This window comes from Levilactobacillus brevis, from assembly GCA_021383565.1.
Lineage (GTDB): Bacteria > Bacillota > Bacilli > Lactobacillales > Lactobacillaceae > Levilactobacillus > Levilactobacillus brevis_B.
Genome location: CP079699.1, coordinates 1,012,242 through 1,025,679 on the forward strand (window position 1 = coordinate 1,012,242; position 13,438 = coordinate 1,025,679).

The 13,438-nt window shown below is 50.4% G+C and carries 10 protein-coding genes; 1 reads left to right on the forward strand and 9 read right to left on the reverse strand.

What is annotated here, in order from left to right; genetic code table 11:
* Positions 1-26: 26 nt before the first annotated feature.
* The 9 genes from KB236_04805 to KB236_04845 all read right to left on the reverse strand — a co-directional run bounded on the left by KB236_04805 (position 27) and on the right by KB236_04845 (position 12,097).
* The gene (locus KB236_04805) at positions 27-1,016 is read right to left on the reverse strand and encodes an aldo/keto reductase (GenBank protein UIF30048.1); all 990 of its coding nucleotides are present in this window, start codon (positions 1,014-1,016) and stop codon (positions 27-29) included.
* A 71-nt stretch (positions 1,017-1,087) separates the two neighbouring features.
* Complete coding sequence (gene murQ, locus KB236_04810; GenBank protein ID UIF30049.1) at positions 1,088-2,002, reverse strand: N-acetylmuramic acid 6-phosphate etherase; 915 nt, start codon at positions 2,000-2,002, stop codon at positions 1,088-1,090.
* A 289-nt stretch (positions 2,003-2,291) separates the two neighbouring features.
* Positions 2,292-3,938, reverse strand: coding sequence for a peptide ABC transporter substrate-binding protein (locus KB236_04815; GenBank protein ID UIF30050.1), 1,647 nt, complete (start codon positions 3,936-3,938; stop codon positions 2,292-2,294).
* Between the two features lie 117 nt (positions 3,939-4,055).
* A complete protein-coding gene (locus KB236_04820; GenBank protein UIF30051.1) occupies positions 4,056-5,042 on the reverse strand; it encodes a ribose-phosphate diphosphokinase in 987 nt (328 codons plus the stop codon).
* Positions 5,043-5,226: 184 nt separating this feature from the next.
* On the reverse strand, positions 5,227-7,746 hold the full coding sequence (locus tag KB236_04825; protein ID UIF30052.1) for an ATP-dependent RecD-like DNA helicase: 2,520 nt from the start codon (positions 7,744-7,746) through the stop codon (positions 5,227-5,229).
* Positions 7,747-7,764: 18 nt separating this feature from the next.
* Positions 7,765-8,460 carry a tetratricopeptide repeat protein gene (locus tag KB236_04830; protein ID UIF30053.1) on the reverse strand — a complete coding sequence of 232 codons (696 nt, stop codon included), beginning with the start codon at positions 8,458-8,460 and terminating at the stop codon, positions 7,765-7,767.
* A gap of 20 nt (positions 8,461-8,480) precedes the next feature.
* Positions 8,481-9,140 (reverse strand): histidine phosphatase family protein, encoded by a 660-nt coding sequence (locus KB236_04835; GenBank protein ID UIF30054.1) that lies wholly within the window; start codon positions 9,138-9,140, stop codon positions 8,481-8,483.
* Positions 9,141-9,360: 220 nt separating this feature from the next.
* The gene (gene mnmA, locus KB236_04840) at positions 9,361-10,488 is read right to left on the reverse strand and encodes a tRNA 2-thiouridine(34) synthase MnmA (protein ID UIF30055.1); all 1,128 of its coding nucleotides are present in this window, start codon (positions 10,486-10,488) and stop codon (positions 9,361-9,363) included.
* 412 nt (positions 10,489-10,900) lie between these two features.
* Positions 10,901-12,097 (reverse strand): ISL3 family transposase, encoded by a 1,197-nt coding sequence (locus KB236_04845; protein ID UIF30056.1) that lies wholly within the window; start codon positions 12,095-12,097, stop codon positions 10,901-10,903.
* A gap of 250 nt (positions 12,098-12,347) precedes the next feature.
* On the opposite strand from KB236_04845, the gene KB236_04850 reads away from it, so the two are divergent.
* Positions 12,348-13,346 (forward strand): IS30 family transposase, encoded by a 999-nt coding sequence (locus tag KB236_04850; protein ID UIF30057.1) that lies wholly within the window; start codon positions 12,348-12,350, stop codon positions 13,344-13,346.
* Positions 13,347-13,438 lie beyond the last annotated feature (92 nt).

Here is a 13,438-nt window from a genome sequence, read left to right on the forward strand (position 1 = left end):
GGTCATGTCGTTAGTCTTCGGTCTACCTAAGCCTTCAAAATCTTATCGATGGCTTGTAATTCTTCATCGTCAAATTCCAAGTTTTGGACGGCTTTGACGTTTTCATATAAATGTTCTGGTTTGGAAGCGCCGGTAATCACACTGGTAATCACTGGGTTGTGTAACAACCAAGCTAAGGCCATGTGTGATAACTTTTGACCGCGGCTGTGGGCAATCTTATTCAGGCCCTGCAACTTCTTCAACATCTTGTCACGACCGGCGTCCAAGATAAATTCACTGGACCAGTGAATATCGACGTCTTCCGGAATGCCATCCAGGTACTTGTCGGTCAACAGGCCTTCGCACAGTGGTCCGTAAGCGATGGCGCCGGCATTGTTCTTCTTTAACATGTCGAACAGACCGTCATCATTGGCCGTTTGATTCAACATGTTGTAGGACACTTGGTCCACAACGAATGGCGTATGCAGGTCTCTGAAGATCTTAATCATCGCTTCGGCTTGAGGGGCCGTGTAGTTCGAGATTCCCACGTAGAGCGTCTTGCCTTGCCGCACCATGTCGTCTAACGCCACGGCCGTTTCCTCCGGTGACGTCTCGGCATCGTAACGGTGGCTATAGAAAATGTCCACGTAGTCCAGGCCCATGCACTTCAATGAACGATCCAATGAAGCCATCAGCGCCTTACGTGAGCTCATTTGACCGTAAGGACCAGGCCACATGTGGAAACCCGCCTTACTACTGATGACCAGTTCATCACGATAAGGCTTTAATTCACGCTCTAAGACCTCACCAAAAAGACGTTCCGCTTCGTAGGACCCTGGACCGTAGTTGGCGGCCAAGTCAAAGCTAAAGATCCCGGCATCAAATGCCTTTAAAATAATGTCCCGGGTATCGCCGTAGTTGGCGTGTTCCCCATATTTATGCCACATTCCAAAAGAAATTGCTGGTAGTTGAAAACCAGTATTTCCGGCACGCCGCACTGGAATTTTTTCATAACGATGTTCATCTGCTAAATACATTTGCCACATTCCTTCCCTTTATGCCTACCTATGAGTATAAAGGAATTGGTGTGGACCAGTCAAGTTTTGCGTTAAACGTGCTGTACGTCATCACTAAGCTTAACGGCTTGAGAAACGTGACCACCCGTGGCATTCAACAACTTTTTGGCCTCCGCAATGGTCCCCTTGGTCTCAATCAACACGATGGCTAGTGGGACGTTGTTGCCGGCCCGATCGAGCGCGCGTTCCGCCGCCAACGTTGAGGTCTGAGTGGCTTCCGCAATAATCTTCTTGGCCCGTTCAAAGGTCTTGCCGTTGGTCGGAACCACGTTAATCATCAGGTTCTGGTAAACCTTACCAGACTTGACCATGATGCCCGTTGACAACATGTTCAGCACCATCTTCTCGGCGGTTCCGGCCTTTAGGAGTGTGGCGCCGGTAATCACTTCGGGCCCCACGACCGGCGTAATTGGGTAATCGGCTAACTGCGCCAACGGACTGTCCTCGATACAGGAGAACCCAATACCCGTGGCGCCCTGTTCTTGGGCAAACTTCAGTGCGGCCACCGTGTAAGGCGTCTGACCGGAAGCGGCACTGGCCACCACCACATCATTTTCCGTCAACTGTACCGCGGCTAAATCGTCCTGCGCCAGCTCGGGGGAGTCCTCCACGGACGGTAGCGTGTGTGTCAAGGCCTCGTTGCCCCCGGCAATCAGCCCAAATGTCTGCTGTTCGGTCAGCCCATAGGTTGGCTGGAGTTCGGTGGCATCAATCACGCCTAACCGGCCGGAAGTCCCGGCCCCGACGTAAATCAAGCGCCCACCCTGATCGAACTTCGGGTAGGCCGCATCAATGGCCGCCGCAATCTGGGGCAACTGCTTCTGGACGGCGCGGGCTACCCGGTGGTCCTCGCGGTTAATCGTCCCGACCATTTCCAACGTGGATTCGCGGTCAATGTGCGTTGACCGGTGATTTCTTTGTTCTGTAAGTAAGTCTTCAAATTGCATGGTGTTGACCTCCAACTTTCATTAGACTTGTCGAAATTATGTATTCGCTTTCATAGCGACTACTCTAGGTATAACATGTTTCATACATAATTTCAATTGTGAATATTAACTGACCAATATTCACGACTATTTACAGTGGTGATCAGTCCGGATTTTCAGCGGCTATTTGCAAGCCGCGTCATCACCCATCTTTTCAACCAATCACGGCAGATTTTCATGACGACGGGACAAAAAAGGCCCGTTAAACTTGGACTTTTCATCCAGCTTAACGAGCCAATTTCAAATTAAATTACTGTTCAACACGCATCCACTGGTACCCGCGACTCATGCCGGCTGGGTTCCAGACATATCCCGTGACCTTGGAATTCCACATTTCAACCGTTGCGGGTTGATACAGCGGGATAACCCCCTGCTGCGTCATCAACCGTTTTTCGGCGTTAACCAGGTCATTGTACCGGGCCGTTGGCTTGTTGGCATCCTGATTCTCAGAACGCTTCAAGTAGTCGTCGTACTTCGCGTCGGAGAAGCCACCATTGTTGTTGGTGTTGCCGGTGCTCATCAACGACAAGAAGTTGATCGGATCGGCAAAGTCCGCACCCCAGTTCGACAGAACCAGGTCAAAGTTTCCACTGTTTGAGCGACTCAACCGTGTCTTGTAAGGCAAGGTGTTAATCGTCACCTTCACGTTGGGTAACTTTTGCAGGTTGGCTTGGATATCCTGCGCCACCGTCTTGGTCACACTGGTATCATCGGCCATTAACGTCAGGTTCAGCTCCTTGGCGCCACTAGCCTTTAAACCGGCCTTCATCAGTTGCTTGGCCTGCTTCAAGTCATAGGTCACCCCACTCTTGACGTAAGCGTCCTTGGCAAAGTCGGCCTTGGTCTTCGGGTTCTGCGTCAGATTTTGGGAAACGAAGCCCAGTGGTGCCTTTGAACCATCCCGCAGGACGCTCTTGGCCAACTGTTGCTTGTCAATCGCCATGGACAAGGCTTGCCGGACCTTCAAGTTCCGTAGTGCCTTGATCCGCTTTTGGTTCATCTGCATGTAGTAGGTGGACCCGCCGACAAAGGTCTTCATGCCCTTGTTGTTCTTCAGGTTGGCAACCTGTGTCCCGTCCAGCGTTGTGGCGTCCAATTTCTTTTGTTGATAGAGGTTCAAGCCCGTTGATGGGTCGGCGACGACTTGGAAGTTCAGCTTCTTCAGCGTAATCTTCTTTTTATCCCAGAACTTGGTGTTCTTGACCAATTGCCAGTTCTGATCGGTTCCTTGCCATTTGGTCATGACGAAGGGACCATCGTAGGCCGTCTTCTCACTGGAATGGCCGTAACTCTTCCCGTACTTATCGACAACGCTCTGTTCCTGCGGGAAGAAAGTTGGGAAGGCTAGCAGCAGCTTGAAGTAAGCGACTGGCTTGCTCAACGTGACCTCCAGCTTGTATTTGCCCACGGCCTTAACGCCTAATTGGCTAGGCGCCAACTTACCATTTTGCACTTGACTGTAGTTCTTGATTCCCGCCATCAAATAGGCATACTCGGCTGCCGTCTTGGGATTAACCGTCCGCTGCCAAGAGTAAACGTAATCCTTGGCCGTGACCGTCTTACCATCGTTCCAACGATTGTCGTGCCGGAGATTAAAGACGTAGGTCTTCCCGCCATTGCTGACCGTGGTCTTGGTCGCCATGGCGTTGATCAGCTTCTCATTTTTACCTAAACGATACAATCCTTCTTGCGTGTGGTAGAGCTGCGTCAGACTGGTTGAATCCGCCGCCTTCGACACGTCCAAGGTCGTGACCTCGGACTTCGTCGACAGCTTAACCTCTTGGTCCGACGCTAACTTACCTGAATTGCTGGACGTCGTTGACTTCCCGCAAGCGGCCAAACCGCCCACGACCAACGCCGCAATCCCCAGCAAGGTGCCAAAATGTTTTCCTCTCAAACGACTCGCTCCTTCTCTAAATCTTGGTAACCATCCTTATCGAACCATGATTCCCTCTTTTGCCGATTCGGTAAGACACAAAACAAGAACCATCACCAGCGTGACGGCTCTCGTCGTTTACTGCTTATGCTGCTTCAATGCCTTGTGGAATAAGGAATCCACGGGCTCTTGATGATAAATTAAATCCATCGCTTTACCGAACAATTCGCCAACCGACAGTACCACAAACTTATCACTCTTTTTCTCGTCTGGCAACTGAATCGAATCGGTGAAGACCACTTTTTCCAGCGGCGAGTCCTCGATACGCGCCGTCGCTTGACCAGAGAGCACCGCGTGGGTGGCGCAGGCGTAGACATCTGCGGCCCCCGCGGCCTTCAAAGCTCTGGCAGACACGGTAATCCGGAGGGCGGTATCAATAATATCGTCGACCAGAATGGCGCGTTTACCCTGCACATTTCCAATCACGGCATCGGGATGTGCGGTGTTCTCCGTATCGTCCCGGTTATCAATGATGGCAATCGGCGCCCCGAGCAATTCGGCTAACCGCCGTGCCCGACTCACACCAGCATGGTCCGGCGCCACAACAACGAAGTTATCGTCCGTCATCTCGGGATTGTCCACAAAGTAACTGGCCAATAGCCGATCGCTTTGCAAATGATCCACTGGAATGTCGAAGAATCCTTGGAGTTGGGCGGCATGTAGGTCTAATGCAATAACCCGGCTCACTCCATCCATTTGTAACAGTGAGGCAATCAACTTGGCCGTAATGGGTTCTCGCGACCGGGCTTTGCGGTCGGCCCGTGAGTACCCGTAGTACGGAATCACCACGTTAATCTTATCGGCACTTGCCCGCCGCGCCGCATCAACCATAATTAACAATTCCATCAGATTGGTGTTGACCGGATCAGAGACCGATTGGATGATGAACAATTGGTCACCACGAATACTTTCATCGATACTAATCTGAATTTCACCGTCACTAAAGTGCTTGATCGTTGCCTTACCCAGCTCAACGCCAGCGGCCTGTGCGATCTTTTCCGCAAGTGGCCGGTTGGAATTCAGTGCAAAAACTTTCATTCTGCCAGCTTCGACATGTTCTGCCATAACAGCCTCCCAGTGGGTTTCCCCAAATTCATTTATGATTTAATGGGTGCTGGCCTGGGTGGATCGCAAACTTCTCGACCGCGGCCGGTAAGTTTCGTGCCCCCAAGTCATCAGCACCTTGCTTAATTGACTGTTTACATTATCGCAATCTTTGGCTGGAAACGCAACGATTCACGCCGCACTTTTAGTTTGTTGCCATGAACTGTGCGGGCGTAATCCCTTGCATGCCAATCATCGGGTCAATCTGCCGACCGAGCACCAACTCCGGTGTTAAGCGGTAACTGGCCGGTTCGGTCGGTGTCGGGGCGGACGTTGAAGGCGCTTGCGGCGTCTCCCCCGTCGGCGCCACCGTTTTCTCATCTTTGGACGGCTGCGCTTCGGAAGCTGCCGGGGCTTCGGGCGTTGGCGTTGCGTCCGGTGCCAAGACACCTTGAATCCGCATGGTCAGCGTCGTCCGACGGTTAACGGACAGATTCGTCACGCAGGTGGCAAACGCATTCGGCTCACCCAATAGAATCAGCATGTCCGCGGCCCGGGTCACCGCCGTATATAGCAGATTACGCTGAAGCATACGGTTATACTGCCCCACCATCGGCAAAATGACCATCTTAAATTCCGACCCCTGTGACTTGTGAATCGACATGCAGTAGGCCAGAGTCAGTCGATTCCAGTCATTTCGCGAATAGGTTACTTCGGTCTGTTCAAAGGCAATCGTCAGTTGATCGGCCTTGAGCTTCTTGTCCTTGGCACTCAGATCAATCCCCGTAATCGTCCCAATGTCGCCGTTGAAGACATTATTTTCCGGGCTATTAACGAGGTGCAAGACCTTATCGCCAATTCGAAACTTCTGATTGCGAAATTCGACCTCCTTGGTCCGCTCGGATTTCCGTGGATTCAGAATATCCTGTAGGACCACGTTGAGGCGATCAATCCCCGCTGACCCCCGATACATCGGTGCCAGTACCTGAATGTCATTGGCCGTGAACCCCTTGGCGTGAGCCTTGGCAACAATCTGGTCGATCACACTCTCCACTTGATTAGCGTGGCAGGGAATAAACGAGCGGTCGGCTTGATTCTGCGTGAAGTTCGGCGGTAGCTGGCCGTTCTTGATGGCGTGGGCCAATGGAATAATGGACGAGCCATCCCCCTGACGGTAAATGGTATCCAACTGAATCTTCTGTAATTGATCGCTGGCTAGCAAGTCGTGAAAGACCTGACCCGGCCCGACGGAAGGCAGCTGATCCTTATCACCCACCAGGATGACCTGCATCCCTACCGGTACGGCCCGCAGGAGAGTCTTCATCAGATAGACGTCGACCATCGACGTTTCATCAATAATCAACAGGCCACCTTCGAGGTCCTTGGTCGCCGCAGCATCTAAGTCCTCCTCGCGACCCGTGAGGCCCAGCAACCGATGAATGGTGCTGGCCGGCAAGCCGGTCGATTCGCTCATCCGCTTGGCCGCCCGTCCAGTCGGTGCCGCCAGTAGAACGGGGAACGGTTTATCCTTATATTCATTAATGTCGAGTGACACCTCGTGGAGCCGGGCATACAGGTTAACCAGGCCCCGAATGATCGTGGTCTTCCCGGTCCCCGGTCCCCCAGTGAGTAAGAGCACCTTAGCCTTCACCGCCGCGGTCAGTGCGCTCGTCTGTGACGCATCGTAAACGATATCCGCCTGTTTCTCCACGATCCGTACCTGCTTGGCAATCGCCTCATCACTGAATTTTGGTTCATCGTCGCCGCCCTGCAGTAAACGCTGTAGGTGCTCGGCAATCTGCCATTCCGCATCGTACAACGATTTTAGATAAATGCGTTGATCATCTCCGACTACCTTTTGTTGCTTGGCTAATTCCAGCAACTGATCGGCAATGTCTTGGGGATTCAAGCGCACGTTCCGCGCATTTTCCAACAGACTCAGCGTATTGGCCAACAGTGGCTTGGCCGTCGTATAGGTGTCCCCGTTAGCCACCGACAGATCCGTCAGCGTCTGGAGTAGCCCTGCTTGCAACCGTTCGGGACGGTCCGCAGCGTACCCCAGCTGGGTGGCAATCTGATCGGCCCGCTTGAAGCTGACCCCGGTGATGTCCTCGGCAAGTTGATAGGGATTGTCGTGAATCACGTCGAGTGTCTTGGCCTCGTAACGGTTGTAAATGGCCGCCGCGAGCGTACTCCCGAAACCGTAACCGTTTAAGCCGATGATGATCTGTTCCATCCCGTTGTTGGTCTGCAACTGGCTGACCAGCGTGGCGACCACCTTGGCGGATAACCCGAGCGGCGTCAAGACAGAGCTATCGTCCAGAATCTTCTCAATCGCATTAGTGCCCAGCTGATCGACAATCTTAGTCGCCGTCTTCTTGCCCAATCCCGGGAAGTCATCACCACTCAAATAGGCAATGACCCCACTACGGGAAGTGGGCGTTTCATTTTGGTAATTATCCGCCTGAAATTGCACGCCGTACTTGGGATGTTCAACCTTCTTGCCGGTAAACCGGTAGGTCACATCATCCTTAACGTCGGCGAAATTCCCGGTCACAACAATCTCGTCTTCGTGCCAGTCCAAGCTGGTCTCGGACACTTTGATTAACATGACCTTGTAAAAACTATCCTGACTCGCGAAGAAGACCGCACTGACGGTGCCAACCACGTAATCGGCCTGATCATCGTGGTCCGCCGCGAATAAATCCAGTGATTCGGATGCCATCTGCTTGTCTCCTCCTAACTATTCTTTGGTGTCCGTGGTTTGGCCCTTTTGGGTCTGAATAAACCGTTCGATATCGGCCAACTTCTTCTGACCCTTTTCAAAATACGCGGGGTCTAACGTCTTAGCTGCTTTAAAATACGGACCGTAATTCTCGCCCTGCACCATGGCCACCAGGCCGCGATCGAAATTGGCCCGGCCGTTGTGGGCATCCAACTGTAAGACTTGGTCGTAGTACTGCGCGGCCTGCGTCATGTTGCCCAGCGCCAGAAGGTTCTCGGCCACCACCTGCAAGGTTGCAACGTCTTGGGGCTGGCTCCCCAGCGCCGTCAAACCAAAGACCAGCGCGCGCTTGTGATCACCACTCGCCATGTAACTCTGCGCCATCATCAGATAGCCAGCACCCTTCAGCTGCGCACCGAGCTGGTCAAATTGTGCGATGGCCTTCGGATAATCCTGGGCCGCGTAGTAGACGTTACCCAAGCCATAGTGTAGCTTTTCCACCGTTTCCGGTTGGGCGGCAAATAGTCCCAGTGCCTTCATCAAGAGTTCCTCCGCCTGAGCAAAGGAATTGAGATCGACGAGGACCGTCGCTAATTCATAGTAGGTGTCCGCATCACCAGGGTAGCTGTCAATGCGCTGCACCAGTTTGTGGACCATTTGTTCAGAGCGTTGTTTGTCCTGTTCTCTACCTTGCCCTGCTTGTTGTTCCGTCATGTTTATGATCACCTTATTTTCTAAATCGTATCGGTCGGCGTGGCTGCCGCCGTTAAGAAGCTCGTATCGTTCCAATCGCGGAGTTCAAAGTGCTGGCCACCGTCTGTGGTCTCGAGCACCGTCACACTGGTATTTCGAATCCCGCCGCGTTTGCGCAGATCGGGTAATGGCGTGCCGAGTAAAGCATTAATCTCGGCATTCAGTGCGGCGCCATGACTCACCACCAACACGTTGGCTTCGGGTTGAGGATTGGCCGCCACAATGGTCTCGATTCCCGGCGTCATGCGGTCAATAACCTCTTGGAAGGTCTCCCCGCCAATCCGACTGGTCTCGTACTGGTCGGGATGGTTACGAAAGGCATCCAATTCGGCCGGAAACTGCTGCTTCACGTCATCAAAGGCCATGCCTTCCAGCTTCCCCAGGTGAAATTCCTCCAGCCGACTCATCAACGTCAGGGGCACGTGCTGGTGAAGTTCCTTAATCACGTGTTGCGCCGTCACCCGGGCCCGCCGAATCGGGCTCGAATAAGCATGCTGAAAGCGCGTGCGGCGTAAGAAATGGCCGACCTGAACCATTTGCTGGTAACTCTCGGTTAAGAGCTCAGAGTCGCCGCCTGCCCCCTGAAAACGACCCTCCAAATTCCACTGTGTCTTCCCGTGGCGTACAAAGTATAATTTCAAAGCTTGGCGCCTACCTTTCTCTTTTTTGGTTAATCGTTCATCATTACTGCCCCATAGAAGAAACAGTCACATCACCTTATTATGCCAGTTTTCAGCTATTTTTCAAAGAAACATACACGAAAATTTCAAAAAACCCGCTAACGGGGAGGCCCTCGTTAACGGGTGATCATGACTCTTATTTAGGGGTTATAGATGAGCCGCCAAAACCTTAGGGCACCGACTAGATCAACTGTAACTCGCGGTCCTTGTTGTAAGCAGCGTCGATAATGGCACTACCCAAGCACTCGTCACCATTGTAGAAGACCACGGCCTGACCCGGCGTAATTGCCCGGGCGGGATCGTCGAACTCTACCGTGACTTGCTGACCGTCTTCGCTCAGATGAACCGTGACACCGGTATCCTTCTGACGGTAACGGAACTTCGCCGTGCAGTGGAAGTCGCTGCCCCGGTCGATCGTGTTCACCCAATGAATGTCGGAAGCCGACAGATGGGTCGCGTAGAGGTGTGGATTGTGGTAGCCCTTCCCCACGTACAAGATGTTTTTGGTCAGGTCCTTACCGATAACAAACCAAGGCTCGTTATCTTCACCGTCACCACCGATACCCAAGCCGCGACGCTGACCGATCGTGTAGTACATCAAGCCGGCGTGATCGCCCTTGACTTCACCATCGACGGTCATCATCTTGCCGGGCTTAGCTGGCAGATACGTGTTCAGGAAGTCCTTGAAGTGGCCCTTTTCACCGATGAAGCAGATTCCCATGGAATCCTTCTTGTCGGCGGTAGCCAAGCCAGCGTTCTTCGCAATCTCACGGACCTGAGGCTTAACCAAGTCACCGATTGGGAACATCACGCGGTCCAGCTGATCCTTGGATAACTGGCTCAAGAAGTACGTCTGGTCCTTGTTCTGGTCAACGGCACGCATCAAGTGTGCGTTGCCATTCTCGTCACGCGTCAACTGCGCGTAGTGGCCGGTTGCAATGTAGTCCGCACCCAACTCCAACGCGTAGTCAAGGAAGGCCTTGAACTTGATTTCCTTGTTACAGATAACGTCGGGGTTCGGCGTCCGGCCCTTCTTGTACTCGTCCAAAAAGTACGTGAACACACGGTCCCAGTACTCCTTTTCAAAGTTAACCGAGTAGTAAGGAATCCCAATCTCTGAGGCTACCTTGGCTACATCCTTGTAATCTTCCGTGGCGGTACAAACACCGTTCTCGTCCGTATCGTCCCAATTCTTCATGAAGACACCGATCACGTCATAACCCTGCTGCTTAAGCCGCAAAGCCACGACGGAGGAATCGACACCGCCACTCATACCAACGACAACCCGCGTTTGGCTGTTGTCCTGCATGGTATCACCATCATTTCATTCAGATTCTGGAGAATCTACGATTTGAAGGTCGCATAAATCCAGTATTGCCTAGTTTACCTATTTTGCCGGCGATTTGCAAGCCTGGCGTTTCCTTTCAGAAAACATAGGGCAGCCGGCCCACGTGACAAGGCAAATCGCCTCGTTTTCTCACAACATTACAGGGCAAAAACACCTCAGTTCCCAGCTGACGAGGCTTATCGCCATTAAACTAGTCATCACCCCCTGCGGCTGCCAGAGATTCCAGCACTGTGGGGACCACCTGCGGCCTGAGAAGCGGTCTTCTGGCTTGCAACCTTTAGTAGGTCACTAAAAAACTGCGCCCACCACAATCGGGCTCTTTGTCAACTGTTGTTGGTAATCGGCTGTCTGAGGTTGCCTAATCGTATTATGATTAGGCAGCCTTTTTAATTCCGAATACTAGATGAATCCTTAATCTAAAGCTACTAAAACAACCGAATCCGTAGCTGACTCGCTTGATTACTTTGATTTTATTATTGATACCTTCCATTGGTCCATTAGAATAATTGTATTTTAGCGCATTGTACACAGATTCTTGGTGTTCTCTCAACGTATTTAACGGTGTTTCAAGCTCTTCGGAGTAATCATTCTTCTTGTCTAGAATGGTTACTAGTTTGGACGTGTGATGATACTTGACGGCTCGCCGAACGGTCTGTAAAAGCTCATACGCTTGGCGTAATCCATCATTGAAGCTGAGAATGTAATCGACCGTACTATTCTCAGTATTAATTCCTGAGAGATGAGTGAAATTATGATAGACGTTGAAGTTCAGCTTTTCGTTAGGTTTTAAGAGTAGTTTCCAGTATCGTTTTAAGATCTTATGTTTGATATTTGAATTGGCATAGGACTTCATTATACGAACTCTCACACGATTGAAACCACGCATTATAGAACTCACGATGTGGAACCTATCGGTTACCACAATCGCGTTTGGAAAAACGGTTTCTGTCAATTGCGGATACGTGTAATTCATATCTGTCACAATGATTTTCACGCCTTCTCGCGCAGCCTTAGTATATCGATTGAAGTATTTTTCGAGATCATACAGGGTTCGTGATTCAAGGATATCGATAAATTCGTTTCGCATACCGTCCATAAAGACAAAGCTCATTGCACCTTTGGCATCTTTGGTAGACTTGACTTCATCCATATTAATAACTGCTGGCAACCAGCTGTAATTTGTCTTAATATCCGGTTGGTAGCTACGCATGATTCGTAAAACACTCGTACTCGAAATGTTTAATTCGTTTGCGATATGTCGCATTGAAACCGTCTCACTGAGCTTTACTAAACACGAGATCCGGCTGACGTTAGAGATGGTGTGGTTTCGCTGAACCAACGACGTTTCTGCCAGAAAGTATTGATGGCATTGCTTACACTTGAAATTACGTTTTTTAAGGTGAAGTTTAACGTCTCGTTCAACAGCTTGTGGGAGTTTAACCGTGGTCCAACGCCAACCGTATTTGATAATGCTCTTCTGGTTCAAAACGCCACATTTAGGACAAGCTTTTGGACGGTAGTCTAAAAGTGCCTGTACCTTGAGTGGTCCCTTTACTTCTAAGGGATTCATTATTTTCAGTTTTTTGATATTAGGGTCTTTTATCCCCAGAATAATTTTAGTATCATTGGACATAGGATATAGTCACTTTCTTTCTCTTGAAATGTGGTAGTGGATGGACATAGATCTGCGACTATATCCCTTTTTTGTACGACGAATTTACAATTGAAGTGCAACAAGTAAGAAGATAAAAAAGGAACTCATAGCCTGAGTCCTGTAAAATGAAGTCACCACAACAATCATTTAAAGGAGATTTTAGGCTATGAGTTCGTACAAACATCTTACCTTAAAAGACCGAGAATGCATACTGTTAGGCGTCACTTTAAACGATAGCTATCAAGTTATTGCGGAGAAAATTGGCTGTTCTAAAGCCACTGTATCACGTGAAGTTACACGCAATGGCGGTCGTGATGCATACTCAGCTGTCAAAGCACAAGAGAGCTACCAAAGGCGCCGACTGAAGAGCCGCCGTCCTAGACTCCTAACTGACCTGAAATTACGAGATTTTGTCCTTCGCTGCATCGTTCAATACCAATGGTCTCCCGAACAAATCTCAGGGCGTTTACTTCACGAAAATAGTGGATGGCGAATTAGTTACAACACCATTTATCGCGGAATTGAACGTGATAATTTGGGAATTAAACGTAAGAGTCGTGGCGCTCGTGGTTTTGCCCGTAAACTCCGCCATCGTGGCAAAACTCGCAAGGTCAAAGGAACAATCAATGAACGACGGGGGCGGTTTAATGATGTTCCTTCAGTCCATGAGCGGCCAGTGTCGTGTGATAACCGGAGCTGGTTTGGCCATTGGGAAGGTGACACCGTTCGAGGTAAGACTGGACGTTCAGCTTTAGTTACGTTGGTGGACCGTAAATCACGTTACTTACTATCTCAACGAGTTTCCAAAGTAAACGCCAAGAACGTTACACAAGCTATGATTGACTTATTGCATACTGTGACGCCCAAACGAGTTCGTACGCTTACGCCGGATCGTGGGACTGAATTCGCAAGATATCGTGAAATTAGTCAAGAGCTAGGTATTCCGGTCTATTTTCCAGATCCACACGCACCACAGCAACGGGGAACTAACGAGAATACAAATGGTCTTATTCGTGAGTATTTCCCAAAAGGAACTGATTTAGATCAACTCACTGACCAAGATATTTGTCAGTTCATTGAAACATTAAATAACCGACCACGTAAGGTCTTAGGCTGGAAGAGTCCATCAGAAATTTTCTTTGGAATAAAGTTGCGCTTGACTTGACAATTCGTCACCCATTTTTACTCTATACAGTATACAAAAATATCTGCTGCCAGTAACCAATTAAGTTGATTACCAACAACAGATATTTTAGA